Source organism: Streptomyces sp. NPDC058246 (assembly GCF_042881985.1).
Taxonomy (GTDB): Bacteria; Actinomycetota; Actinomycetes; order Streptomycetales; family Streptomycetaceae; genus Streptomyces.
This window is the reverse complement of sequence record NZ_JBHVWZ010000004.1, coordinates 339,257-362,226: the sequence shown is the minus strand read 5'-3', so window position 1 is coordinate 362,226 and position 22,970 is coordinate 339,257. Positions and strand designations below refer to the sequence as shown.

General features: G+C 69.3%; 26 protein-coding genes. 11 read left to right on the top strand and 15 right to left on the bottom strand.

All coding sequences use genetic code 11. The annotated features are described in order from the left end of the window. Positions 1-56: 56 nt before the first annotated feature. Together ACFVXA_RS08830 and ACFVXA_RS08825 are read left to right on the top strand one after the other, a co-directional pair. Positions 57-1,025, top strand: a complete 969-nt coding sequence (locus ACFVXA_RS08830) for a threo-3-hydroxy-L-aspartate ammonia-lyase (RefSeq protein ID WP_362025260.1) — start codon at positions 57-59, stop codon at positions 1,023-1,025. A 286-nt stretch (positions 1,026-1,311) separates the two neighbouring features. Next, entirely contained in the window at positions 1,312-1,875 is a 564-nt protein-coding gene (locus ACFVXA_RS08825; RefSeq protein ID WP_384401935.1) for a GNAT family N-acetyltransferase, read from the top strand. A 294-nt stretch (positions 1,876-2,169) separates the two neighbouring features. Here ACFVXA_RS08825 and ACFVXA_RS08820 read toward each other — a convergent pair whose 3' ends face one another. From ACFVXA_RS08820 to ACFVXA_RS08790, 7 genes are all read right to left on the bottom strand, one after another. Continuing rightward, positions 2,170-3,699 (bottom strand): methionine--tRNA ligase, encoded by a 1,530-nt coding sequence (locus ACFVXA_RS08820; RefSeq protein WP_390024374.1) that lies wholly within the window; start codon positions 3,697-3,699, stop codon positions 2,170-2,172. A gap of 269 nt (positions 3,700-3,968) precedes the next feature. Further along, complete coding sequence (locus tag ACFVXA_RS08815; RefSeq protein ID WP_390024440.1) at positions 3,969-5,213, bottom strand: MFS transporter; 1,245 nt, start codon at positions 5,211-5,213, stop codon at positions 3,969-3,971. An 888-nt stretch (positions 5,214-6,101) separates the two neighbouring features. Beyond that, positions 6,102-6,710 carry an alkaline shock response membrane anchor protein AmaP gene (locus ACFVXA_RS08810; protein WP_389470462.1) on the bottom strand — a complete coding sequence of 203 codons (609 nt, stop codon included), beginning with the start codon at positions 6,708-6,710 and terminating at the stop codon, positions 6,102-6,104. Positions 6,711-6,730: 20 nt separating this feature from the next. After that, entirely contained in the window at positions 6,731-7,366 is a 636-nt protein-coding gene (locus tag ACFVXA_RS08805) for a DUF6286 domain-containing protein (protein ID WP_383743339.1), read from the bottom strand. A gap of 73 nt (positions 7,367-7,439) precedes the next feature. After that, entirely contained in the window at positions 7,440-7,733 is a 294-nt protein-coding gene (locus ACFVXA_RS08800; protein ID WP_383743336.1) for a hypothetical protein, read from the bottom strand. 116 nt (positions 7,734-7,849) lie between these two features. After that, positions 7,850-8,041, bottom strand: coding sequence for a hypothetical protein (locus tag ACFVXA_RS08795; RefSeq protein WP_362025282.1), 192 nt, complete (start codon positions 8,039-8,041; stop codon positions 7,850-7,852). A gap of 88 nt (positions 8,042-8,129) precedes the next feature. Continuing rightward, on the bottom strand, positions 8,130-8,612 hold the full coding sequence (locus ACFVXA_RS08790) for an Asp23/Gls24 family envelope stress response protein (protein WP_362025285.1): 483 nt from the start codon (positions 8,610-8,612) through the stop codon (positions 8,130-8,132). 190 nt (positions 8,613-8,802) lie between these two features. Here ACFVXA_RS08790 and ACFVXA_RS08785 point away from each other — a divergent pair, with 190 nt between their 5' ends. The 4 genes from ACFVXA_RS08785 to ACFVXA_RS08770 all read left to right on the top strand — a co-directional run bounded on the left by ACFVXA_RS08785 (position 8,803) and on the right by ACFVXA_RS08770 (position 10,786). Continuing rightward, a complete protein-coding gene (locus ACFVXA_RS08785; protein WP_383743330.1) occupies positions 8,803-9,393 on the top strand; it encodes an RNA polymerase sigma factor in 591 nt (196 codons plus the stop codon). Continuing rightward, a complete protein-coding gene (locus tag ACFVXA_RS08780) occupies positions 9,384-10,067 on the top strand; it encodes an Asp23/Gls24 family envelope stress response protein (RefSeq protein WP_383743327.1) in 684 nt (227 codons plus the stop codon). Before ACFVXA_RS08785 ends, ACFVXA_RS08780 begins: the two co-directional genes overlap by 10 nt. Next, positions 10,064-10,438, top strand: a complete 375-nt coding sequence (locus ACFVXA_RS08775) for a hypothetical protein (protein WP_362025293.1) — start codon at positions 10,064-10,066, stop codon at positions 10,436-10,438. Before ACFVXA_RS08780 ends, ACFVXA_RS08775 begins: the two co-directional genes overlap by 4 nt. Before the next feature lie 174 nt (positions 10,439-10,612). After that, positions 10,613-10,786 (top strand): hypothetical protein, encoded by a 174-nt coding sequence (locus tag ACFVXA_RS08770; RefSeq protein WP_362025296.1) that lies wholly within the window; start codon positions 10,613-10,615, stop codon positions 10,784-10,786. A gap of 262 nt (positions 10,787-11,048) precedes the next feature. On the opposite strand, the gene ACFVXA_RS08765 is transcribed toward ACFVXA_RS08770, so the two are convergent. Then, on the bottom strand, positions 11,049-12,194 hold the full coding sequence (locus ACFVXA_RS08765; protein ID WP_384401950.1) for an epoxide hydrolase family protein: 1,146 nt from the start codon (positions 12,192-12,194) through the stop codon (positions 11,049-11,051). Positions 12,195-12,257: 63 nt separating this feature from the next. Between ACFVXA_RS08765 and ACFVXA_RS08760 the strand changes: the two genes are divergently transcribed. The 3 genes from ACFVXA_RS08760 (at position 12,258) to ACFVXA_RS08750 (ending at position 14,713) form a co-directional block, all read left to right on the top strand. Continuing rightward, positions 12,258-13,223 carry a helix-turn-helix transcriptional regulator gene (locus ACFVXA_RS08760; RefSeq protein ID WP_383743319.1) on the top strand — a complete coding sequence of 322 codons (966 nt, stop codon included), beginning with the start codon at positions 12,258-12,260 and terminating at the stop codon, positions 13,221-13,223. Positions 13,224-13,417: 194 nt separating this feature from the next. Continuing rightward, positions 13,418-13,903 (top strand): hypothetical protein, encoded by a 486-nt coding sequence (locus tag ACFVXA_RS08755; RefSeq protein ID WP_390024372.1) that lies wholly within the window; start codon positions 13,418-13,420, stop codon positions 13,901-13,903. A gap of 258 nt (positions 13,904-14,161) precedes the next feature. After that, positions 14,162-14,713, top strand: a complete 552-nt coding sequence (locus ACFVXA_RS08750) for a YciI family protein (protein ID WP_390024370.1) — start codon at positions 14,162-14,164, stop codon at positions 14,711-14,713. Between the two features lie 61 nt (positions 14,714-14,774). Here ACFVXA_RS08750 and ACFVXA_RS08745 read toward each other — a convergent pair whose 3' ends face one another. Further along, a complete protein-coding gene (locus ACFVXA_RS08745) occupies positions 14,775-15,656 on the bottom strand; it encodes a DNA polymerase III subunit beta (RefSeq protein ID WP_390024368.1) in 882 nt (293 codons plus the stop codon). A gap of 8 nt (positions 15,657-15,664) precedes the next feature. Continuing rightward, a complete protein-coding gene (locus ACFVXA_RS08740) occupies positions 15,665-16,696 on the bottom strand; it encodes a saccharopine dehydrogenase family protein (protein WP_390024366.1) in 1,032 nt (343 codons plus the stop codon). A gap of 98 nt (positions 16,697-16,794) precedes the next feature. On the opposite strand from ACFVXA_RS08740, the gene ACFVXA_RS08735 reads away from it, so the two are divergent. Then, positions 16,795-17,742: a helix-turn-helix domain-containing protein gene (locus ACFVXA_RS08735; RefSeq protein ID WP_390024364.1), complete on the top strand. Its 948-nt coding sequence runs from the start codon at positions 16,795-16,797 to the stop codon at positions 17,740-17,742. A gap of 156 nt (positions 17,743-17,898) precedes the next feature. Here the strand turns inward: ACFVXA_RS08735 and ACFVXA_RS08730 are convergent, their stop codons facing one another. The 3 genes from ACFVXA_RS08730 to ACFVXA_RS08720 all read right to left on the bottom strand — a co-directional run bounded on the left by ACFVXA_RS08730 (position 17,899) and on the right by ACFVXA_RS08720 (position 20,080). Then, positions 17,899-18,345, bottom strand: coding sequence for an SRPBCC domain-containing protein (locus ACFVXA_RS08730; RefSeq protein ID WP_362025316.1), 447 nt, complete (start codon positions 18,343-18,345; stop codon positions 17,899-17,901). A 38-nt stretch (positions 18,346-18,383) separates the two neighbouring features. Beyond that, positions 18,384-19,316 carry a zinc-binding dehydrogenase gene (locus tag ACFVXA_RS08725; protein ID WP_390024362.1) on the bottom strand — a complete coding sequence of 311 codons (933 nt, stop codon included), beginning with the start codon at positions 19,314-19,316 and terminating at the stop codon, positions 18,384-18,386. 353 nt (positions 19,317-19,669) lie between these two features. Then, the gene (locus tag ACFVXA_RS08720; RefSeq protein ID WP_383908155.1) at positions 19,670-20,080 is read right to left on the bottom strand and encodes a winged helix-turn-helix transcriptional regulator; all 411 of its coding nucleotides are present in this window, start codon (positions 20,078-20,080) and stop codon (positions 19,670-19,672) included. 207 nt (positions 20,081-20,287) lie between these two features. Between ACFVXA_RS08720 and ACFVXA_RS08715 the strand changes: the two genes are divergently transcribed. Further along, positions 20,288-20,788 carry a GNAT family N-acetyltransferase gene (locus ACFVXA_RS08715; protein ID WP_390024360.1) on the top strand — a complete coding sequence of 167 codons (501 nt, stop codon included), beginning with the start codon at positions 20,288-20,290 and terminating at the stop codon, positions 20,786-20,788. 348 nt (positions 20,789-21,136) lie between these two features. On the opposite strand, the gene ACFVXA_RS08710 is transcribed toward ACFVXA_RS08715, so the two are convergent. Together ACFVXA_RS08710 and ACFVXA_RS08705 are read right to left on the bottom strand one after the other, a co-directional pair. Beyond that, the gene (locus ACFVXA_RS08710; RefSeq protein ID WP_384401977.1) at positions 21,137-22,015 is read right to left on the bottom strand and encodes an aldo/keto reductase; all 879 of its coding nucleotides are present in this window, start codon (positions 22,013-22,015) and stop codon (positions 21,137-21,139) included. A gap of 341 nt (positions 22,016-22,356) precedes the next feature. Further along, complete coding sequence (locus ACFVXA_RS08705) at positions 22,357-22,608, bottom strand: hypothetical protein (protein WP_390024358.1); 252 nt, start codon at positions 22,606-22,608, stop codon at positions 22,357-22,359. Positions 22,609-22,970 lie beyond the last annotated feature (362 nt).

Below are 22,970 nucleotides of genomic sequence, written 5' to 3'. Positions count from 1 at the left end.
CCGGCCCGCCGCCTCCCGCGTCACCACTCCCACCTCTGACCTCGCGAGGATTCACCATGGCCGCAAGCCCGCCCGTCACCTTCGACGACGTCCGTGACGCCGCCGCACGCCTCGACGGCATCGCCCACCGCACCCCCGTGCTCACCTCTCGCACCCTGAACGCCATGGTCGGCGCGGAAGTGTTCATCAAGTGCGAGAACTTCCAGCGGATCGGCGCCTTCAAGTTCCGCGGCGCGTACAACGCCGCCGCGCAGCTTCCCCCTCAGCAGCTGGCGCAGGGGATCGCCGCCTACTCCTCAGGCAACCACGCCCAGGCCACGGCTCTGGCTGCCCGCGAACTGGGCACCAGCGCGGTCGTGCTGATGCCCCAGGACGCCCCGCGCTCAAAGCTGGAGGCCACGGCCGGATACGGAGCGGAGGTCGTCACCTACGATCGCTACAACCAAGACCGCACCGCGCTCGGACAGGCCCTGGCCGCAGACCGCGGCCTGGCGCTCATCCCTCCGTACGACCACCCCCACGTCATCGCCGGCCAGGGCACCGCCGCACTCGAACTCCTCGAAGAAACAGGCGAACTCAACGCGCTCATCGTGCCCGTCGGCGGCGGTGGCCTCATAGCCGGCAGCGCCACGACCGCCAAAGCACTGCACCACGGTATCCAGATCATCGGCGTCGAGCCTGAAGACGGCGACGACACCAAGCGCTCCCTCGCGACCGGTGAACGCGTCACCGTCCCCGTTCCCCGCACCATCGCCGACGGGCAGGCCCTGCCCACCCCCGGCGAGATCACCTTCGCCATCAACCAGCGCCTGGTCGACGCCATCGCCCTCGTCAGCGATGAGGAGATCCGCAACGCGATGCGTTTCGCCTTCGAGCGCCTGAAGATCGTCCTCGAACCCAGCGGCGCCACCGCCCTTGCCGCCCTCATGGCCGGACGCGTCGACAACCCTCCGCGCAGAGTCGGCATCATCGCATCCGGCGGCAACATCAACACCCAGCGGTTCACCGAACTCATCCGCGGCTGACACCCCCTCAGTCCCGCACGGAGCGTGCCCGCGCCTCGTCGCTCGCCACCGGCGATCAGAGCGGCATCCAGGGAGGCAAGGGTGCACGGACCGAACCCCGGAAGTGAGCGAGCTCGGTATGAGTTCGCGCGAGTATCGCCGTAAGCCGCTGGTTGCGTTCCCCTAGTCAGAGCCTTTCCGGCAGATCTTGTCGGTCCTGCGGTGTTCCCTCAGGCTCTGGGGGCGTGGCCCACGCAGTTGCCTTATCGGTTTGCCGTCGGCGAGCCAGGTCGGATAGGAATCTTGGATGCTTAGTGGCAGCAAGGTCGGGCTCCGGGCCCGTCACGACGACGACATTCCGATCCTGCGGGCCGAGCTCTACGACGACGTGGTCAACGCCTCGCGGGCCGAGGGCGGCCCGTGGCGGCCGATCACGCCCGGCTCGAAGGACCCACGGCTCGTGGTGGACGACAAGGAACAGGGGCATGTCCCGTTCTCCGTCGTGGAGTTGGAAGGCGGCACGCTGATCGGCACCGCGACGCTGTGGGGCATCGACAACCACAACCGGTCCGCGCACGTCGGCCTGGGGCTGCTGCCGTCCGCCCGAGGCAAGGGCTACGGCACCGATGTGGTCGCGGTGCTGTGCCACTACGGCTTTGTGGTACGCGGCCTGTGGCGCCTGCAGATCGAGACGCTCTCCGACAATGCCGCGATGCTGCGCTCGGCCGAGCGCAACGGTTTCGTCCGCGAGGGCGTGCTGCGCTCCTCGGCCTGGGTGATGGGCGAGTTCCTGGACGAGGTGCTGCTCGGTCTCCTCGCCCAGGATTGGAAGCCGGACTCGAAGGGCTACGGTCTGCCCGGAGGATCATGATCGGAGCCATACGACCGATGCGGACGACGCGGACGACGCGGAAGCGTTCCACGACCGGGATGGGCTGCGGAGCGTCGCCCGACTGGCCCGGAATGATCAGCAGAGCCACTGGATAGCGAGCCCACTGGCAGTTGGAGTTCGAGCGGTAACCGAAGGTCAAGGTTGTGGAGAATCTCAACCGGTCCCTGAGCTGGTCAGCGCCCCGGGCGCACCTCTCTCGAAGCCGCACGGAGATCGAGAGAGGGCGACCAGGTTCTTGGAGCCCGGAGCAGTGGAGCAGTGGAGCACCGGATCTCACACCGGCTGAGCGTCCTCCCGGAGACGGGCAAACAGCGGCTGTGCTGCGGGCAGACGCCCGTCGACCGGTCTCAGCTGTCCGGTGATCCGCGTGGCGGCATCGGGGATGAAGGGTCGTAGTTCCCCGGCCAGTACGCGGCATGCGGTGACCAGTGTGACGAGGACGGCGTCGAGACGCTTCGCCGCTTCGCTGTCGCCCTGCCGCTCTGCTCGGGCCAGTTCCCAGGGCCGGGTGGCGTCGATGCATCGGTTGGCTTCCTCCACGATGTTCCAGACAGCGCGGGTGGCGCGCCGGAAGTCGAAGTCGGCCAAGGCGGCATCGACAAGGCCGGGAGCCTGCCGGCAGGCGTCCGCCAACGCCGTCACATCGGAAGCTACGGGGGCAGCGGCGGGGACCGTCCCGCCGCGAAAGCGGTGGACCATGGTCACGATGCGGTGGACGAGGTTGCCCAGTCCTCCGGCGAAATCCGCGTCCGCGCGGGCGGTCAGACGGTCGGGAGTGAAGTCGGCGTCCCCGACCCGGGGCACGTCGCGCAGGAGCCACCAGCGCACCGCGTCGGTGCCGTAGGCCGCGGCCAGCGCAGCCGGGTCGACGGTGGCCCCACCCGACTTGCTGATCTTGCGGCCGTCGACGGTGAGGTAGTCGTGGACCAGGATGTCGGTGGGCAGCGGAAGTCCGGCCGACAGCAGCATGGCCGGCCAGTACACGGCGTGGAAGCGCACAACTCCCTTGCCGACCAAGTGGACGCGGCGCTCGCTGGTCGACCACCACCGGTCGTATGCGGCGTCACCGGTGCCGTATCCGAGGCTGGTGACGTAATTGCCGAGGGCGTCCCACCACACGTAGACGACCTGGCTCGGGTCATCGGGTACGGGGATCCCCCAGCCGCGGGCGCGGCCGTGGGAACGGGAAATGGAGAAGTCGTGCAGGCCACCTTCGATCAGGGCGAGGACCTCGTTGCGGCGGGCGACGGGCTCGATGCGCAGGTCACCGCTGGAGATCAGCTGATGGAGGCGGTCGGCGTAGCGGGACAACCGGAAGAACCAGTTCTCTTCGGCGACGAGTTGAGGTTCGGTTCCGTGCTCGCCACACCGTCCCTCGACCAGTTCGTCAGGGCTGTAGAACTGCTCGCAGCCAACGCAGTACAGGCCTTCGTACTCTTTGCGGTAGAGGTCGCCGGACGCGGCGCACTGGCGCCACAGCCGTTCGACTCCGACGCGGTGACGGGGGTCGCTGCTGGTGCGGATGAAGTCGTCGAGTGAGAGCGCCAGTGGACCACGTAGTGCGGCGAACGCGTCGGCGTTGCGGTCGACGAACGATTGCACGTCGGAGCCGGCCGCTTCGGCGGCCAGGACGTTCTTCAGAGAGTTGTCGTCGGTTCCGCTGAGCAGCCGGACCTGCTCGCCGCGGTGGCGGTGGTGACGGGCCAACGTGTCCGCTTGGACCAGTTCCAGGGCGAAGCCCAGGTGTGGGCGGGCGTTGACGTACGGGATGGTCGTGGTGAAGTAGTGGCGTCGTGCGGTCATCGGTCCTCCTACCGGGTGGCGAGACCTGTTCGCACAACAATCGAGGCCCCGTCCCGGGGCCTCGGATTCGGTACGCGTCCGTTCTCAGCAGCCCCGTCGGCGGGGCATCATCCGGTGCTGAGGCGAAGGCGTGATCATGCTCCTGATCGTAGCAACACAGCTTCGTACGGAGCACGCCCTTTTCCGCCCCGTCACGGTGGCTGCGTGCACACGGGCCCCGGGGCAAACGCAGGCGAGCCAAGTGTCACCCGCCGCCCACGCACGCCCCATCAGCCCTGCCCCGTTCCCCTGTCGGATTCCGCGTGATGGTCGGTCAGGGGGGCGGCGACCGTCGCATCTGTCTCCGACGGCAGCTGCGTGGACGCCTTGGTACTCGTAGTGAGGGTGTGACGGCTGGACCAGGTCAGGGCTGCCGTTGCGGTCAGGGCGACGAAGGGGACGGTGAAGCCGGCTTGTGTGCCGCCTGGACCGTCGACGAGTCGGCCGACCGCGGCGGCAGAGACGGCGATCCCCGCCGCGCTCGCGGAGTTCGTCCAGGTGAAGGCCTGGGTCAGGACCGACCGGTCCATGACCGACTCGACAAGCGTCGAGGAGGCGATGATGCATGGAGCGACGCCCGCACCGGGGAGCAGGAGGGCAAGGCCGAGCTGCCAGGGGGCGTCGGCCAGGAGCGGCAGCAGCGATGCGCAGGCCAGAAAGGCCAGGATCAGGGGCAGTTGGGCCGCGGGCGGTGTGTGCCGGCGGTGGCGCCCATAGGCCAGACCGGCCAGCAGGCTTGCCGCGCTCATCAGTCCGTACAGGAACCCGGCTGCCGCAGCGGCGTGGTGAACGTCGGCGAAGGCGCTCACCGAGACCTGCATCGAGCCGAAGAAGACGCCCAGGGCCAGATTGACCGCCAGCAGGGTGGCGAAGTTCCGGGTCGACAGAGCCCCCGGGCCCCGGGCGGCCGTACGATCCGGGGCGGGCGTTGCGGCGGGCTCCGGGGCCGTACGACGCAACGCGGCGAAGGCCAGTCCGGCGCCGACGACGAGCGCCCCCGCCAGCACCGTACCCGCGACCGGGTGCACCTGGGTCGCCGTCAGCACCGCGAGGGCGGGACCGAGGAGGAAGGCGGCATCATTGCTGATCGTCTCGAGTGCGAAGGCCGGGGTGAGTTCTGCCCTGCCGTGCAGCAGGGCCGACCAGCGGGCCGCGGAGAGCGCACCGATCTGCGGGATGGTCGCCCCGGCGGCGAGGCCGGCCGCCATCAGTGGCACCGTGGGCGCCCCCGTCAGGGCCAGCGCGACCAGGGCGGTGATCGCTGCGGCATGGGCGCACAGGAGCGGGACGAGGACGCGCGGCTGTCCGAAACGGTCCATGAGACGGGCCGTCTGCGGGCCCACCAGGGTCTCCGCCACGGCGAACGAGCCAGTGACCAGGCCGGCCACCCCGAAGGACCCCGTCTCGGCATGGACCAGCCAGACGATGCCGAGGCCGGCCATGGCCACCCCGACCCGGGCGGGAGCCGCGGCCAGGAAGAAGGCCGCCGCGCCGGGGGTCTGCAGGGCTGAACGGTAGGAGGCGGTTCCCGTCCGAGCCGGTGCGGAGTTGCGAAACCTTCGTGCGGTACAGCGTAAATCCGGTGCGGTACGACGAAACCACTGCCGCGGTGTCACGGTGAACCTTCCGCTGCACGGTGGGACGGTCCGGGAGAACGACGCCCGTCGCGGGCACCGCCCCCCGCCGCCAGGAGTCGTCCATGATGACGCAGACGGGGCGGAATCCAATTCCGCGTCGGCGTCGGCTCCAGCGCCGGCAGAAACGTTGAGTGTTGAGATCGAGGAAACGATCGAAAAGCGGATCGGGCAGAGAACGACACTAGCGGCGACGGCGGGCGGAGAGAAGACCGCCCCGGAGAAGTAGGTCGGAGGTCGGCTGATCCGCCGCAGCGGTCTCGGGCTCGGCAGCCTCCCGCGCAGCAGTCGCGGACTGTTGGCCCTCCGGTTCCGTCCAGGGCGTCAGGACGCTCTCAGGACGCTCTCTCGTGCAGCGAACCATCCCTGCGCGTCCTCGACTGCTTGGGCGAGGGTCAGCCCGGCCTGCCGGCCGAGCAGTTCACATGCCCGCTCACAGTGACCGTACCCCAGCCTGTGCTGTCGCGCGGTCGGCGCAGAACGTCGACGGAGTCGATGGCGCGGTCACCACGGTGTTGAACGCCGCCGGCAACTCCCGCACCGTGACGCCGCGTTCGGCGGACACCTGCTCGCGCACGGCCTTGGTCCGGGCGTAGGGGTTGGCCGGACCGGCGGTCGCGTCGCCGTCGATGCGGGCAGGCCGGCCGCCCGGGCGTGGAAGCGTTGGGCGTGTAGTGCCTTCGTTCCGCCCCATGACGGCGCCCGATGACGGCGCCCGATGACGGCGCTCTATTCGACGCGGCGCGCCTTGTGCCTGCCGACGTCGAGACGCGCCCGGGTAGGCAGGTGGGTCAACCCGGTGCAGTCACGTGCGTGCGCGACGGGGCCCTGACACAGCGCCTGCAGGACGGGGGCGGGTGTGCCGTGATCCGTCAGGGTCAGGGCCATATGGAGGCGGGGGTGTGCCGCCCGTCCGGTGATGTGGGCGTTCGCGTGCTCGACGTCGGTCAGGGCACGCGCTTCGGCGGTGACGGCGTGGCTGAGGGCGCTGCCTCGCAGTTCGACGTTTTCGGGTGGAGGCGTGCCGCCTAGGTGTACTGAACCGGGGCGGTGGCGACGCACTTGGGCGAGCAGCCAGAGGAGAGCCAGGATGGCTGCCAGGGTGAGGCCGGCGATGACCGCGGGCCACCACCACCAGCCTTGGTCGCTCCAGCGGATACGGTCGGCGCCGCTGAGCAGGACGTCGTGGGGCGTGGTCAGCGGCCAGTCCGCGGGTGGGGCCAGGCGAAGCCGGCGGTAGAGGTCGAGGCCGGCGGCGAGTATCAGCAGACCGCCGCCCAGCAGCACCAGGCCGCTGATGGCCAGGAGGAGACGGTTGAGCGTGGATCGACCGTTCATGGCGCGCTCCCGGAGCGGGGTCAGCGGGTGTGGTGTCGTGTGCGGACCGCCAGCCGCGGGGTATGTGCCAGAGCGAGCTGACGGCACTGGTTCCGCAGGGCCTGGGTGAGGTCGTCCCGGACGGTCGCGGGGTCGCGGAAGCGGACGTCCGCGCGGGCTGTGACGCGGCGGCGTCCGACCCGGACTCGGGCTCGGCTGACGCCGGGGACCCGCAACGCGGCGTCGCGCAACACCAATTCGGCGCCCCGACGGTTCAGCCAGGCGCCCATCTCGGCATAGCCGTCAGGCGCCCGGAGCGGAATCAGTCGGCGCAGGCCGGGAGTGAGGGCGAGGATGAGCAGCCACAGGCCGAGGACGACGGCGACGGCGCCACCGATCAGCAGCCAAAGGTCGTCGACCGGGCGGGTGGCCATCTCGTCGGCGAGGCGGGTGCGCCACGCCCCGGCCCGCCGGCCGGCGCGCACGGCGATCACGTCGTACAGCAGCACCCCGGAGGCGCAGAGCGTCACCAGAGCGACCAGGGCGGCTGGGATGCGGCGTGCCGACCACAGGCGAGGTGACCTCGCTCCCCAACCGTCGTGCGGCGGGGGTTTCGTCGTGGGAGCGTGTCTGCCGGGCCAGCCCGTGTCGGCAGCTTCCTCGGCCTTGAGCGTCATGGCGGCCGTCCTTTGTGGGTGGTGTGACGATCGGCCGGGCGGATGGGCCGGTCCGTGCGGCGGGGTGGCGGAGTCACTGGACGCGGCCTGGTCGGCCGGCGGTGGCCAGCCGCCGAATGGTCACCTTCACGTCGCTGATGTCCAGGCCGGTCAGCTGGGCCACTCGTTCTGTGACCTCGTGTTGCAGTTGCCGACAGGTGACGGCGATGTCAGTGGGGTAGGGAAGGTCCACCGACAGCGCCAGCTGTGCCGTCCCGTCGTACGTGGTCACGCGGGCAGCAGGTGCGGCCAGATCCGTGAACGGATGTCGCGGACCGATGAGCCGGTGCAGCGCCGTGCTCGCGACCCTGGCGGCGATGCGGGCCACTACTCGATCCGGTATCACCGTCGCGCCACGCCCGGCAGGCGGCGGGCGGCCTTGGGCGTCGTCCGCATGGACGCCGCGCGGGTGCTCAGGTGATGGGGCGGCAGGGGTGGTGGTGCTCACGGTTGCCGCCGGATGGACATGTCCCGTTGCCGCCGGGTGAACATGTCGGCGTCGCCCTGCAGGACGAGACCGACGGCCAAGCCCACCGCGCCCAGGACGGCTACCAGGAGGAAGGCCCAGAAGCCGCCGAAGTAGCCGGCGAATCCCAGTGCCATTCCGGCTGCCAGACCCACTGTTGCTGTATTCATCGCTCACTCACCTGTCTCACCGGGCGTCCGCTGCCGCCCAGGTTGCGCTCCGCCCGTGTGGGAGCGGAACGCCGCCTGTTGCCGGTGGTCATTGGACGCGGCCTTCGGCCGGCTCGGTCTCGTCTTCCTCGCCGGGCAGGTTCACGTCGTCGACGACGAGGTTCACCTCGACGACCTCCAGGCCGGTCATGCGTTCCACGGCGGAGATGACGTTGACGCGAACCTCCCCTGCCACATCGACGATGGGATAGCCGTACTCGACGACGACGTCGAGGTCCACGGCCGCCTGGCTTTCGCCCACCTCCACCTTCACGCCGCGGCTGACGTCGCCGCTTCCGCCGCCGGCTACGCGTTCGCGCATTGCTCCGATGGCACGGGCCATGCCCGCGCCGAGGTTGTGGATGCCGGGTACCTCGCGTGCTGCCGTCCCCGCGATCTTGGCCACGACGCCGTCGGCGATGGTGGTCCTGCCCCGCGTTTCGGGGGATGTGCCGGCGCCGGTGGGCCCCTTCAGCATGGTCGTGGTCCCGGGGGTGCCGTCCTGTCCGGGACGGTCGCTGGTGTCCGTCATGGCAGTCGCCTCGATCAGTCGCTGCGGGCACCGGCACGGCGCCCGTCACAAGGTTGGACACACCTGCTGGGCAAATCGTCACGAACCGGCATCACATCACTCAGGCCGGGAACGCGTAACACCGCAGCGAGGAGGTGCGGTCGTGACGCACAGTGCCGGCCCTACCCCGCGCCGTGCGGAAGTCCCCGGTATGTCCACGTCCCCGGGAACCCCTCCCCCGAGCGTGGCCGACGGGCTGCCCGGCGCACCGGACGACCTACTGGCGATACGCGCCGGTGAAGGCGATGAGGAGGCCTTTGCCATTCTCGTACGGCGCCACAGCCGTCCCCTGCTCGCCATGGCCTTCCACACGCTCGGCAATGTCCAGGACGCCGAAGACGCCGTCCAGGACGCGTTCATCAGCGCCTGGAGGCGGCTGCCCGAATTCCGTCATGCCTCGGCGTTCAGCACCTGGATGTACCGCATCACCGTCAACCGGTGCCTGAACTCCCTGCGCCGCCGGCCGGCCCCGGTACCGTTGAACTCGGTGGCCGAACCCGCCGCCCCCGGCGTGCGCAGCTCCCCCACGCGGTCTGCCGAACAGGACGCCCTCACCGACGCCCTGGTCGACGCGCTCGGCGCACTGGAACCGCAGCAGCGGCTCTGCTGGATCCTGCGGGAACTGCATGGACTGCCCTACGCACAGATCGCCCAGGTGACGGGCACCACCGAGCAAACGGTCCGCGGGAGACTGTACCGAGCACGACGATCCTTGAAGGAGGCACTGGGCCCATGGCGCTAGACGACCATCCCCCTCGGCCTCCGAAGCCCGGACATCGACCGGCGCCGCCAGACGGCTCGCCCCTCGACGAGGTCCGCCGGCACGCCGGCGACGAAGTGCTCACCTGCGGGCGAAGTCTCAGCCACGCCTGGGAGCAGGCCCGGGACACCGGCCCGTCCTTTGACCCTCACCTCGCCGGCTGCCCCTACTGCCGCGAGGCCGTCGAAGGACTGGCCGCACTGGACGCGGCGACGAACGCCCTGCGGGACCACACGCCCCTCAGCACGGAGAACCTCATCGCCCGCGTCATGGACACCGTCCGGCACGAGGTGCGGCTGGGGCCCATGCTGCCGCTGAACGACCCCACGCGCACCCTGCAGATCGCCGAACACACCGCGGCCACCGTGCTGCGGCGCGCAGCGGACGCGATACCAGGTGTGACCGCCGCCAGCTGCCGCATCACGCGAGCCGACCCGGGCACCGCCGTACGCGTGAGCATCACTCTGACCGCCGGCCTGGACCGCCCGCTGCCTGAGACAGTCAAACTCGTGCGCCGTTCGGTGGTCGACGCCGCCGACCGTGAACTCGGCCTGATGGTGACAGCGGTCGACTGCACAGTGATTGACGTGCACCACGCAACCGTGTCGGCGAACCACGCTGACACCATCCGCAGCGGACCAGGGGGCACCCCATGACCGCATGCGGCCCTGCCGACATTCGCCAGATCGCCGCTGAGGCCGCCCTCGCAGTCGGTGGGGTCCGCTCCCTGCAGCCCACCCTCGCCAGCCGTCTCGCCGCAGCCGCCTCACCCGCGGCAGCGCAGGGCGCGGCGGACAGGTTCACCTCGCCGATGTCGGGCATCCGTGTGATCCGTGACCCGGACGGCTCCGGCTGGCGAGTGGAGGTGCGCTGCGTCCTGGCCGAGGGACACCGAGCCGTGGACGTCGCCCGCACAGTCCACGACCGGACCCGCGCGTCCCTCATCCCGCTCGTCACGGCCCACAGCACTGCGGACGCCCTCGCCGTGACCGTCACGATCACCCGCATCACACGGACACCTGCCTGACGTGGAGCTCTGAATTGGCGTCCCTCGCCATGGCGGCCGGCCGCCGCGGTTCCGGCCCCGTCCTGTCCCCCCAGACCCACGGGACCTCGTCCGTCCCAGATCGGGCGCCCCGCAACGGGGTTTCACCCCTGCCGCAAGGGCACTCGATCAGTGAGACTGCGCGGAGGTACTGAGATGAGTGCCGGAGAGAAGGCCAAGGCAAAGGCCGAACAGGTCGTCGGCAGGACCGTGCGGAAGGCGGCCCACGCGATGCACAAAGAAACCCTCGCGGCAAAGGGCGCCGCCCTCGAAGCACGGGGCAAGATGCGGGACGCCAAAGGGAGGACCAAGGACTCCTTCAAGCCCTGACAACGGCGTGACATGGGGATTCTCGCGGCGCCTGTTCACGCGGCGCCTGTTCACTCGACCGGGTCACCATCTCGGGTGATCCGGCTCGATTCACCCATCGTCTCAGGCGATCCGGTGGGTGTGATTGCTATGCGTGCCATCGATCGGGGCGGAGGTTGTTGCCGGTCAGGGCGAGCGCGGGGCGGTTCAGCCCGGGCGATCCCGGCCTGGAGCTGCAAGGCCTTGGGTGCCCGGGCATTCCCGCGGTGACCAACCGTAGGCGTCAGTCTCGGAGTGTGCCGAAGAAGGCGCGGACGTCGGTGACGAACGCCTCTGGCTGCTCCAGCGAGAGGAAGTTGCCGCCGCGCTCCAGCTCGCTCCAGTGGGTGATGTTGTGGTCCCGCTCGGCGAAGCGGCGGATGGCGACGTCGGTGTTCCGGGCGACGGCCACGCCGGTCGGGACGGTGCCGCGCGCCTTGGGAGCCCAGGCGCTCGCGTCGTGGGCCGCCTCGTAGTAGAGGTTCGCCGAGGAGCCCGCCGTGCCGCTGAACCAGTAGACGCTGATGTTGGTCAGCAGGCGGTCGCGGCCCACGGCGTCCTCGGGGAGCTCGGCGGTGGGGTCCGTCCACTCCTTGAACTTCTCAGCGATCCAGGCGAGTTGGCCGACCGGCGAGTCATGCAGTCCATAGGCGAGGGTCTGCGGGCGGGTGGACTGGATGGCGTTGAAGCCCATCTTGTCCTGCTGGAAGTTCTCCAGTCGGGCCAGCCGCTCCTGCTCGGGCGCGGTCAGCCCGTCGAGTTCGGCGGGGTCCCCGGAGGGGAAGGTGATCAGGCCGTTGACGTGAATGCCGATGACCTGATCGGGAGCCTGGCGTCCCATCTCGGCGGCGATCCAGGCGCCGCCGCCCGTACCCTGAACGCCGTAGGTGCCGTAGCCGAGCCGGCCCATCACCTCGACGAACGCGCCCGCGATGCGGCCGGTGTTCCAGCCGGCCTCACCGAGCGGACCGGAGAAGCCGGTGCCCGGCGTTGAGGTCACGACTACGTGGAAGTCGTCCGTCAGCGGCCGGATGACCTCGACGAACTGCACGAACGAGCAGGGCCAGTCATGCACCAGAAGCAGCGGGACGGCCGCCGGGTTCTGCGAACGGACGTGCAGGAAGTGGATGTTCTGGCCGTCGATCTCGGTGGTGAACTGGGGGAACTCATTGAGCTCCGCCTCCGCCTTGCGCCAGTCGAAACCGTCGGCCCAATACGCGGCCAAGGCCTTGAGGTAGTCGGTGGGCACACCCCGGCTCCAGCCGGCACCGGGGATCTCACTGCCCCAGCGGGTACGTGCCAGCCGCTCGCGCAGGTCGTCGAGCTCGTCCTGCGGGACGTCGATGCGGTACGGGTGGACCCGGGCGTCGGTGTTGCTGCTGGTCTCCATGGGTGAAACAGTATTCTGGATATAGGCACGTTACGTTCCTAATCACACAACAGGCTGGGCTCCATGCTTGATACCTCCGCACGTTTGCTGCGCCTGCTCTCCCTGTTGCAGACACCGCGAGCCTGGCCGGGATCCGAACTGGCCGAGCGCCTGGGGGTGAGCGGCCGTACCGTCCGCAACGACATCGACCGACTGCGTGAGCTTGGCTATCCCGTGGACGCCACGCGCGGAGCCACCGGCGGCTACCGGCTGGGCGCCGGAGCGGCGATGCCCCCACTGCTTCTCGACGATGAGGAAGCCGTAGCGGTGACGATCGCCCTGCGCACCGCGGCGCAGGGCGCCGTCCCCGGCACCGCGGAGACCTCGCTGCAGGCGCTGGCCAAGCTCGAGCAAGTGCTGCCCTCGCGGCTGCGCCGTCGGGTGCGGACACTCCAGGCGTACACCGTGGCCGTGCCGGCCGACCGTCCGGTCCCCTCCGTCTCCGCGGATGTGCTGACCACCCTGGTATCCGCCTGCCGCGACCGGGAACGACTGCGCTTCGACTACCTGGACCACTCCGGCTCACCCACCCGCCGCCTGGTGGAGCCGTATCGGGCGGTGAATTGGGGGCAGCGCTGGTACTTGGTGGCATGGGACGTCGAGCGCGAAGATTGGCGGACCTTCAGGATCGACCGGATCCAGCCCCGTACCCCGACCGGACCGCGCTTCGCCCCCCGCGAGCTGCCCGGCGGCGCCGCTGCGTATGTCTCCCTACGAGTGTCGAGCTCGGCCTGGCGCCACCACGCGCGGGTGACCGTCCATGCCCCGGCGACGGCGGTGATCGAACAGATCAACCCCGCGGTCGGCACGGTCGAGGCGATCGACGCCGACAGCTGCGTCCTGGTCACCGGTGCCGACACGGTGCAGGCCCTCGCTGTCTACCTGGGCATGCTCGACTTCGACTTCGACGTCACCGAGCCCGTGGAACTGGTCACCCACCTTCGCCGACTCGCGGACCGGTACGCCCGCTCCACGCCTCCTAGCCGCTGAGGCGATGACCCAGGAAGCCGGGCGCGGTCATCGCCTCAGTCGCCGGCACCGCGGCGAGCATGGGTTCGTACGCCGGTCCCCGGCCGGGCTCAACCTCGGGTCGGGTGCACGAGGACGAGCCGTGGAATCCGCGCCCTGCTCGCTCATGGACCGGCTGCTTGCGATCCTTCGGCGGGGGCCGTCATGGTGTCGGGATGGGCAAGAATCAGTCGGTGCGATGCGAGGCCCGGTACTTCCCGGCCGCCTCGGTGGGAATCGGACTGGTGTGTCTCATCGGGCTGGTGGTGGAAGGGTCCCGGGAACTGCTCCATGACCACGTATATCCCTCGGCCCTGCTCACCCTGTCCGGGCTGTTGGCGCTCACCGTCTGCGCCGGCCTGATCAGGCGCCGGTACGTGCTGCGGGCGTTCGAGTTCACCAAGGCCCAGATCCGGCTGGCCAGCCGCGCGGGCGTGCGGACGGTGCGCATCGCCGACGTGAGCGCGGTACGGATTGAGCACACCGGGGACACCGCAAGCGGCTATCAGGAGACATCGCTGCGGCTGGAATGGCGCGATGGAAGCAGGTCGATCGTCTGCGACCACGATCCCGAGCTGGGCCAAGCGCTCGTGCGGCTGCTCCCCTCGCACGTCGCCGTGAAGGAGCGGTGGGACCAGCTCCGAGAACCATCGACCGGTTGACACCAGGGAAGAACCGCGAGGCTCCCCCTCCGACTTCGTCGTCCCGTCAGACCACAACCGCAACGCCCTCGCGTGGCCAACGGGGGCGGCCACCGGCTGGGCTTTCGCGTGATTCCGGTCAGAGGCCCGCAGTTGGTCGTGACCGCGTATCCGTGATGGCTACGCCGGGTCCGACGGAACGCTGCTGTGCTTGGAAGGTGCGGTCATCGTCCCCAAATCCCGTTGATGCCGCCGCATGATTGGGGAGAGTCTGTGGGCATGGAGTTCTTCTGCTACCACCGCGATCGGCCCGGCTCCGGCAAAATGCGCAACGAGCTGCTTGAAGCCCACTGGTCCTACATGGACGGGTACGCGACGGAGATGATCGCTCGTGGCCCGACCTTCGCCGACGACGGCGACACTCCCACCGGCAGCGTGCACATCGTCGACCTGCCTGATGCTGCTGCCGCCCGCGCGTTCGCCTTCGATGAGCCCAACTATCAGGCCGGCGTGTACCGGGACGTGCTGTTGCGCCGGTGGCACAACGTGCTGGGGCGCACCATGTGGGATTTCCCTGGTGGCCGGACCGATGGCAACCGGTACCTGGTGCTCGGCCTCGGTTCGGGGCAGGCCGCCGACCTAGCCGTGCCGGCCGACCGGGACGAACTGATCGCGTACGGGCCGCTGCTGTCCGACGACGGCGCCACCTGGCTGGGTACGGCGGTGCTGGTTCGGGCCCTGGACCCGGACACGGCACGTGCCGTCCTGATCGCGGACCGGTACGCCGCAATCGAGGTCCACGACTGGCAGTTCGGCGGGCGGCCGTCATGAACCAAGGAGCCGCCACGTCGACTGCGCCTGGCGGTCGACTGCAAGACCGTTCTTCGTCCGGTCAGCTCAGCTGTCGCACCGACATGAGGAGATGCCGGTGCTCTTCACGCGCCACGTCATCCGCAGCCGATGCACCGCTGAGCAGCGCTCGCTGGCCGGGGCCGAGCAAGTCGAAGCGCACCTGAGAGTCGCTGAGGGAGTTGAGGGCTTCCAACAGGTATGCCGGATTGAGAGCGACCGCCATGTCAGGGGCGCCGGACAGAGTGGCCGGGAGCTGCTGCGAAGCGATGTCGTCCTCGTATCCAGCCTGGAGGAGAACTGTTCCCTGAGCGGAGAAGTCGAGCCGGATCGGGCTGTTCGGTTCTGCGACGACCGCGACACGGCGGACCGCATCCGCGAGCGCCTCCCGCTCCGTGACGGCGACGGCCGGGCTGTCCAGAGCGAACAGCTTGTCATAGCGCGGCAGCCGTCCCTCCAGCAACCGCAGCGTCGTGCGCATCCCGGCCCCCTCGAAAGCGATCAAGCCGCCACCCGGACCGCCTGAGTCGCTCAGCCCGATACGGACCTGTCCGGACTTCGCCAGCGAGCGGGAGATATCGGTCAGCCGGCGTCCCGGTATCACCACCTCCACGACGTCGGAATCCGCCTCCTCCGGCTTCCATGGCACTGTGCGCACGGCATACCGATAATGGTCCGAGGCGGCCAGCGTCATCGACTCGCCGTCCAGCCGCAGCCCGATCCCCGTGAGCACCGGAAGCGCATCGTCACGACCTGCGGCGATCACGACCTGGGCGACCGCCGCCGCGAACTCCGTCGCATCCTCTACGCCGCGAAGAGCCGGAAGCTCAGGCAGCTTCGGATACTCCTCCCGGGGCAGCGTCGAGAGCCCAAAGCGCCTGGCATTCGTCCCGTCACCAGTTGGTCCAGCCTGGCCGGTGCGCACGTCGCCGGTCAGAACGGCAGCTCAACCGACAGGTGCGGGGCCAGCGCCCGGAGGAAGTCCGCTGCGTCGAACATCGCGCCGGCCGACGCCACGCCCGTCGTCCGTGTGTGCCCGGCCAGCATTCGCTGGACGGCCTCCACGACCAGGGGTGCGGTGACCGCATAGATGTCCTGGCCATGGGCCGTTGCGCGTCGCTCGACGTCACCCGCCCGGACCAGGACGTCGACGACGAACGTCTGGTTCGATCGCCCCAGGGCGTCGACCGGCTCCGGCGCCGGCGTGTTCTGCTCGGCCAAGTCCCGGGCGGCTTCGACAGCCATGTACGTGCGGACCTCGGGCACGGCCAAGTGGCTGGGAACGGTGACGACATCGGCCATGGTGAACTCCGCGATCACCGCTCGACTGCCCAGTGGCTCCGGAAAGAGCCAGTCCTGCTCCGCGAGCTGGTCGTCGTGATACTGGAGCACGCCATCCGCGAACCGCACGCGACGGCCGGCCCGACGCTGGTGGGACACCTGACCCGCCGCCCGGGTGCCCGCCGTGGGATGCCAACTGCTCAACCCGTACGCGACGTGCGCCACGTCCGCAGCAGTCCATTCCCCCATCGCCGCGGTCACCAACAGGTCACCCAGTCCACCGTAGAACGCCATGGCCGGCACAACGGGTGTGTCTGCCTTTCGGGCTGCCTCCGCATAGTCGGCGAACGTGGAAACGTTCGCTTCGATCTCTGCCGCGACGTCGACGTACGGGATCCCCGCACGCAAGGCTGCCTCGACGACCGGGCCTCCTGTCACCGCGAACGGTCCGGCGCAGTTGATGACCGCCGCTGCGCCGGCGAGAGCCCGGTCCAGTGAACTCGCGTCGTCCACGGTGGCCGGCCGCACCGTCACATCCCCCCACTCGGCGGCCAGCATCTCCAACTGAGCTGCGTCACGGCCGGAGATGACAACGGCGAAACCACGCCTTCGTAGTTCGGCGACGATGAAACGGCCGGTGTGCCCTGTCGCCCCGTAGACCACTACCGCAGCCGCTGTACTCATGGTTCCCCCGCGTCTCGTTGTGCTGATGAGTCGAGTCTCGCCGCAGGAAGGACCCGACTGTGATGGTCCGGAACGACATCACACGTACACTTTCGGACATGCCCACTGTCGCGCTGCTGGCCGCCGACCACCTGCTGCACTTCGAGCTGGCGGTGGCCTACGAGATCTTCGGCAATCCCCCGCGCGAAGCCACGGAGGGCTGGTACGACGTACTGCTCTGCGGACCCGGACCGGCGAAGGTCGGCCCGTTCATGGTCGAGCCCGACCACGGGCTGGAGCGCCTGGTCGGCGCCGACACCGTGATAGTGCCTGCGTGCGCCGACATCGACGATCCGCCGCCGGCGGAGCTGATCGAAGCCGTGCGCGCGGCCCACGAATCGGGCGCGCGGGTTGCCTCTCTGTGCACCGGGGCATTCGTGCTCGGCGCCGCAGGCCTGCTGGACGGTCGCCGGGCCACCACCCACTGGGCTCATGCCGAGGAGTTGAGCGCACGCCACCCGCTGGCCGTGGTCGACCCGGACGTGCTGTACACGGACAACGGCAGCGTGCTCACGGCTGCGGGCAAGGCCGCCGCCGTGGACCTCTGTCTCCACCTGATCCACCTCGACCACGGTGCCGCCCTCGCCAACTCCGTCGCCCGCCGCCTCGTCATGCCGCCACATCGGCCCGGTGGCCAGGCCCAGTTCGTGGCTACGCCGGTGCAGGTCACGGGCGACCACACGCTTGCCCACCTGCTCGCCTGGGTCCAGGAACGGCTGGACCAGCCTCTGACGGTGACCGACATGGCGCGGAGGGCGAACACGAGCCCGCGCCATCTCGGACGGCAGTTCAGGTCAGTGATCGGGCAGACGCCGATCCAGTGGCTCCTGACCCAGCGCGTACGGCGCGCCCAGGAGCTGCTGGAGGCCACCGACGAGAGTATCGAGGCGGTTGCCCGCGCCACCGGCATGGGTACCGCCACGACACTTCGGCGCCAGTTCAAACGGATCGTAGGGGTCCCACCCGACACCTACCGGCGCTCGTTTCGCAGCACCAAGCCCGCCTGACCGCGACGGGCACAAACGCAACTTCGACGTCATGGCCCTGCCGCAGTTGATCGGCGGGCTGCGCCCGCACGGCCATCGATGTCGAAGCCGTCCACCGAGATCTCACGGCATGTCCTCGACGGTCGTCAGCCCCTCCCCCCCCCGGCTCCCACCTCGTCAGCCGGACAGACCCTCCACGCGTGCCTGCAGGGCGGCGCCGTACCGGGAGTACTCCTGCGTGAGCTGGTCGAGTGTCGGGACGAGTTCGGCAGCAGCGGCGCCGAAGAACTCCTCGGAGTCGGTGAACTCGGTGGTGCCGTCCGGCCTGGGGGCGAGCACGAACGAGTGCCTGCCGAGGATCGCGTCGAGCGATCCGCCTTCCCAGACCAGCCGGCGGGGAGCGTCCACGACAACGATCCTCATCGTGACGTCCTGCTCGGCGGCGTCGCCGCCCGAGAGGCGGCCCGGAACCTCCGCCCCGACCACCACCTGTTCGGGCTTCGCGTCGAGGGAAAGGACCGGGTGCCACCGCGCATACTCGTCGAACGCCACGAGCACGCGCCACACGTCCTCCACCGGAGCGGAGATCCTGGTCACTGCGGTGACAACAGGGGCTTCCTTCACGATCGGCTCCTTCCGGCGTCGTGTGTCGGTCTCGGCGTTCAGGGCACCAGCACGATCCGGCCGCGCCGGCCGCGCCGGCCGCCCCGGGCGAGCTGGGCGTGGGCTTCGGCGGCCTGCGACAGGGGGTAGATCTGCGCCACGCGCGGTGTCAGCACGCCAACCTCGGCGAGCGCGGACAGGTACGAGAGACGGGTCGCTTCGGGACCGGCGGCGGTGTGGCGCACCACCACGCCGCGCTGCGGCGCCGGCAGCACGTCCGCCCTCACGCTCACGAAGATGCCGCCGTCGCGGACAGCTGCCAGCGCAGGGGCGCCCAGCGCCGCCGCGTCGAGCACGCCGTCCACGCCCTCCGGCGCGAAGCGGTGCACCGCCTCGCTCAAATCCGCGTCGCGCGACACGAACCAGGTGGCGCCACGACCGCGGAGGAAGTCCTCGTCCTCGGGCCGCCCCTGCGCGAGGATTCGCACACCCCGCGTCCGGGCCAGCTCGACGGCGTAGCCGCCTACGGCCCCGGCGGCGCCCGTGACAAGCAAAGTGTCGCGAGGGCGCAGCGGGAGGTAGTCCAGGGCGAGTGAGGCGGTCATCGCGTTGAGGGGGATCGTCGCCGCGAGCGTCAGGTCCATGCCCTCCGGGGCGGGGGCGATGGAGTTGACGTCGGTCACAAGGTATTCGGCCTGGGCCTTCGTGGGGCGCAGCACGGTGGCGTCGAACGCGATCACCGGGGTTCCGACCTTCAGGAGGACACCCGGGCCGACCGCATCGACCGTCCCGGCAGCGTCCAGACCGAGTCCGGTGTATTCGACCTCTTCCACCGGCCTGAAGTGCCCGGCCCACACAGCGGCGTCGGCGGGATTGAGCGCGGCGGCCGCGACCTTGATACGCACCTCGAGGGGACCTGGTTCCGGGAGGGGGACCTCCAAGACCTCGACGGCCTCGGGTCCACCGACCTTCTTCACGACTGCTGCGCGCATGATTTTTGTTCTTCCGTTTGCGTATTAGAACACCACGAACGCTAGGTGAGTTACGATCGATTGGTAAGTAGGCACTTAAAAGTGCGTTACGCCCCTGATCGGGTAGATGGCCACCATGGGCGAAGTCGGCGCGCCCGGTCGCGTCCGGCACGTACGAGGCCTATGCGCATGACTGCCCCCGGTCAGCAGAGGCGCGCACGGATCCCGCGCTCAACTGGACGCCCTGGAGTCCGGCCGTGCAGTAGACGATGAATTGTCAACTCACCTGAGCGTGCGACGCCCGCAGCTCCCCGGTGTCCCGCCGCCGCGCACGAGGACACAGGCGGACAGCCCGCCGGGGGCCTCTGCGGTCGTTACTGGTCGGTCGGCCGGGCGTCGTAGCGTGCGCGCGCCTCGTCGACCTCGTCGGCTTTGTCGGCGGCCCAGTCGCGCACCTGGGACAGCAGGCCGTACAGGCCTTGCCCGAGCGGGGTCAACTCGTAGTCGACGCGTACCGGCACAGTCGGTGTGGCCGTCCGCTTCACCATGCCGTCGCGCTCGAGCATGCGCAGGGTCTGGGTGAGCATCTTCTGACTGACGCCCGGGATCTCGCGGCTGATGTGGCTGTATCGCATCGCGTCGCCGTATGCCCCGATGGTGCACATCGTCAGGCTGACCCACCGATTGCTGATCGTCGAGAGCAGGGCCACCGCAGGGCAGTCATGCATGTACGCCTCATACGTGCCCGGCTCGATCTGGCGTGCCGGCTTCGCCGTGGAGGTCATCCGTCTCTCCCATCAGGAGGGCAACGCACTTGAAGGTACCTACGTACGAATCGATCGTAACCCACCTGGCGCTCGTGGCGTTCTAAAACGCAAACAGAAGTGCGAAGATCACGCGAGCAGCTGTCTACCGGCCCGTCGGCGCACCTGGAGGGCGGCGGCATCCATCGTGCTCAGCCACGAGCGGCAGGGCTGGCTACCCTTGCCCGCATGTCCGCCCTCTCCCTCTCGCCGCTTCACTTCTCCGCAGAGGAGATCGCCGAGGTCGTCGAGCTCTACGCGAGCAACCCGGAGTACTGCTGCGCCGCCGGCGAGTACGACCCTGAGAACCTCCAGGCCGACCGGGTCGAAGCCGACCTGCGTGAGGAAGCCGGTACGGAGGGCTGCAAGGTGCTACTCGCCCGCGATGGGCAGGGACAGCTTGTCGGGCTCGTTTGCCTGCTCGACCGTCACCCCACAGACTGTTGGCCCTGGATCGGGCTGCTGATGGTGCACGGCAGCTTTCACCGCAAGGGCATCGGCGGCGTGCTGACCAACTTGATTGAGGAGCGGTTCCGCAGCGAGGAACGGAACGGCATCCGTCTCGCCGTCCTGGAGAACAACCCCGCCGCCCTCACCTTCTGGAGCTCACTGGGCTGGCAGGAGATCGACCGCCGCGCCGACAGACAACACGGCCGACCCTGCATCGTCATGCACAAACAACTGACCTGACCGACCCCACAGGGTTTCCCGTGTCAACAGCCGTTTCGAAGCTGGTCCGTTGAGACAGAAGCCCCGCCTTTTGAGCGAGTGTAAAGAACTCTTACACAGAGTTCCTTGCGCTGACGACGGCCGGGTTGGGGATGGTGACGCTGGCAGCGGCACCATCCTCGGCAAATGACGTGATAGTAGCTTTTGAAATCGGCCCCGACTTCGTGGTCGACGACGTCGCAGACCGAGACGCCGCAGGCGTCGTAGCGCCCCTTGAAGCCAATGGCGACTGCGGGGAACCTGTCCTCGACCGCGAAGCTGCCGCCGGCGGGTCACCTCGCCCCCGATCCGCGTGGCGTCTCACCCGATTCAGGCACCGGCCTTCGACAGCTCCTCGAACTCGACGTCGGTGAGAGCGATGGTCGCGCCGGCGAGGTTGTCCTCAAGGTGCGCGACGCTCGACGTTCCTGGGATCGGGAGCATGACCTGGGAGCGCTTGAGGAGCCAGGCGAGCGCGAGCTGCGACGGTGAGGCGCCGTGCTGCTTGGCGAGTTCGGAGAGCGGGCTGCCTTCGCCGGTCAGCTGACCGGTCGCGAGCGGGAACCACGGGATGAACCCGATGCCCTGCTCGGCAGACCAGTCGAGCAGCTCTTCCGAGGAGCGGTCCGTGAGGTTGTAGAGGTTCTGCACGGAGACGATCGGCGCGATCCGCTGCGCTGCCTCGACCTCCGCCACGGTGACCTCGCTGAGGCCGATGTGGCGGATCTTGCCCTCGTCCTGGAGCTTCTTCAGTTCGCCGATCTGGTCTTCGAGCGGGGTTTCGGGGTCGATGCGGTGGAGCTGGAACAGGTCGATGCGGTCGAGGCCGAGGCGGCGCAGGCTCATCTCGGCTTGCTGACGGAGGTACGCGGGGCGGCCGACGGGCGTCCAGAGATCAGGGCCCTGGCGGGTGAGGCCGGCCTTCGTCGCGATGACGATGTCGTTGCCGTAGGGGTGGAGGGCCTCGCGCAGGAGATTCTCGGCGACTTCGGGTCCGTAGCTGTCGGCGGTGTCGAAGAAGTTCACGCCGAGCTCGACGGCGCGCTTGAGCACACGGACGGCTTCGTCGTGGTCCTTCGGCTCACCCCAGACGCCTTGGCCGGTCAGCTGCATCGTGCCGTAGCCGAGGCGGTTGATCTCGAGGTCGCCGCCGAGGCGGAAGGTGCCGGAGGCCGCTGCGGGGCGGGCGCTGTCGGTGTCGGTGGTCATGTGGAGGTCCAACCCTTCGCAGTGATGTCCGGACAGGCTTCGTGCCGCCCTCACTGGGGCACGGATTCCTGCCCTGGGTAACCGCACTATGCATGGTTGACGTGGGCATCAAGGTCGAGTCGCGTGGGGACGAGGCGAGGAAAACGGGTAGTCCGCCTACGCCGGACGCTGCCGGGGGGGAAGAGGGCCCCGACAGGTATGGCGCGGGATGGGCCCTGGTGCTGGAGGGCCGGCGCGCGGGGCCCGGAGTGTGCCGCGATCCGATGTGCTCGCACGCACAGGACCGCGCCCCGCGGCAGCCGAGCCGCGGTTCTCCTCGGCATCAGGTTCCGGCGCTGTGTCTACGCGGTGCTCGTGGCGCTTCGTTCTGGAGTTGCTGCACTGGCGGCGTCGATGTTGCTGTCGAGGCCGTCGCGATTGCGGGTGAGGCAGTCGATGCGGAGCGTCATCCTGTCGCGCTCCCGTGCGAGGAGTGCCGCCAGTTCCGGGTCGGCGCCGTCGACCACGATCGTACGCGGTTTGCCGAGGCACGGCAGGTTCTGCCCGAGGATCCGCCTGGGGACTGCGCTGTCGATCCGTCCGCGGTTCCGCATCACCCGCTCGACCGGATTGTCGTCCTATGCGCGGTACCCGTTGGGCAGGCTCCGCGCTTCCATCAGCCCCTGTGCTTCGTGGTAGCGCGGTGACAGCGCCGACATGTCCGTCAGCTTCACAGGCTCTCCGACGCCCAGGTAACCGTGCTCACTGCCCATCCATTGCCCCGCCGGATTTGGAGAACGCCCTCTGGTTTCCGATCTATACGATGACGCGTGCTGCGGAGTTGAGGGGGGAAGCCAGTGCTTCGGGAGGCCGGGAGTCGTCAGGGCGACGCGGGGGGCGACCGTACGCGCAAGGGCCTGCCGGGCGACGGCAGGACGGAGTGCGCCACGACCGACGGCGAGCACGGGCGATCGCC

What these genes read in the sequence shown, in the direction of transcription:
- ACFVXA_RS08830 (WP_362025260.1), top strand. Translation starts at nt 57, where the DNA reads ATGGCCGCAAGCCCGCCCGTCACCTTCGACGACGTCCGTGACGCCGCC.
- ACFVXA_RS08825 (WP_384401935.1), top strand. Translation starts at nt 1,312, where the DNA reads ATGCTTAGTGGCAGCAAGGTCGGGCTCCGGGCCCGTCACGACGACGAC.
- ACFVXA_RS08820 (WP_390024374.1), bottom strand. Translation starts at nt 3,699, where the DNA reads ATGACCGCACGACGCCACTACTTCACCACGACCATCCCGTACGTCAAC.
- ACFVXA_RS08810 (WP_389470462.1), bottom strand. Translation starts at nt 6,710, where the DNA reads ATGAACGGTCGATCCACGCTCAACCGTCTCCTCCTGGCCATCAGCGGC.
- ACFVXA_RS08805 (WP_383743339.1), bottom strand. Translation starts at nt 7,366, where the DNA reads ATGACGCTCAAGGCCGAGGAAGCTGCCGACACGGGCTGGCCCGGCAGA.
- ACFVXA_RS08795 (WP_362025282.1), bottom strand. Translation starts at nt 8,041, where the DNA reads ATGAATACAGCAACAGTGGGTCTGGCAGCCGGAATGGCACTGGGATTC.
- ACFVXA_RS08790 (WP_362025285.1), bottom strand. Translation starts at nt 8,612, where the DNA reads ATGACGGACACCAGCGACCGTCCCGGACAGGACGGCACCCCCGGGACC.
- ACFVXA_RS08785 (WP_383743330.1), top strand. Translation starts at nt 8,803, where the DNA reads ATGTCCACGTCCCCGGGAACCCCTCCCCCGAGCGTGGCCGACGGGCTG.
- ACFVXA_RS08780 (WP_383743327.1), top strand. Translation starts at nt 9,384, where the DNA reads ATGGCGCTAGACGACCATCCCCCTCGGCCTCCGAAGCCCGGACATCGA.
- ACFVXA_RS08775 (WP_362025293.1), top strand. Translation starts at nt 10,064, where the DNA reads ATGACCGCATGCGGCCCTGCCGACATTCGCCAGATCGCCGCTGAGGCC.
- ACFVXA_RS08770 (WP_362025296.1), top strand. Translation starts at nt 10,613, where the DNA reads ATGAGTGCCGGAGAGAAGGCCAAGGCAAAGGCCGAACAGGTCGTCGGC.
- ACFVXA_RS08765 (WP_384401950.1), bottom strand. Translation starts at nt 12,194, where the DNA reads ATGGAGACCAGCAGCAACACCGACGCCCGGGTCCACCCGTACCGCATC.
- ACFVXA_RS08760 (WP_383743319.1), top strand. Translation starts at nt 12,258, where the DNA reads ATGCTTGATACCTCCGCACGTTTGCTGCGCCTGCTCTCCCTGTTGCAG.
- ACFVXA_RS08755 (WP_390024372.1), top strand. Translation starts at nt 13,418, where the DNA reads ATGGGCAAGAATCAGTCGGTGCGATGCGAGGCCCGGTACTTCCCGGCC.
- ACFVXA_RS08750 (WP_390024370.1), top strand. Translation starts at nt 14,162, where the DNA reads ATGGAGTTCTTCTGCTACCACCGCGATCGGCCCGGCTCCGGCAAAATG.
- ACFVXA_RS08740 (WP_390024366.1), bottom strand. Translation starts at nt 16,696, where the DNA reads ATGAGTACAGCGGCTGCGGTAGTGGTCTACGGGGCGACAGGGCACACC.
- ACFVXA_RS08735 (WP_390024364.1), top strand. Translation starts at nt 16,795, where the DNA reads ATGCCCACTGTCGCGCTGCTGGCCGCCGACCACCTGCTGCACTTCGAG.
- ACFVXA_RS08725 (WP_390024362.1), bottom strand. Translation starts at nt 19,316, where the DNA reads ATGCGCGCAGCAGTCGTGAAGAAGGTCGGTGGACCCGAGGCCGTCGAG.
- ACFVXA_RS08720 (WP_383908155.1), bottom strand. Translation starts at nt 20,080, where the DNA reads ATGACCTCCACGGCGAAGCCGGCACGCCAGATCGAGCCGGGCACGTAT.
- ACFVXA_RS08715 (WP_390024360.1), top strand. Translation starts at nt 20,288, where the DNA reads ATGTCCGCCCTCTCCCTCTCGCCGCTTCACTTCTCCGCAGAGGAGATC.
- ACFVXA_RS08710 (WP_384401977.1), bottom strand. Translation starts at nt 22,015, where the DNA reads ATGACCACCGACACCGACAGCGCCCGCCCCGCAGCGGCCTCCGGCACC.
- ACFVXA_RS08705 (WP_390024358.1), bottom strand. Translation starts at nt 22,608, where the DNA reads ATGCGGAACCGCGGACGGATCGACAGCGCAGTCCCCAGGCGGATCCTC.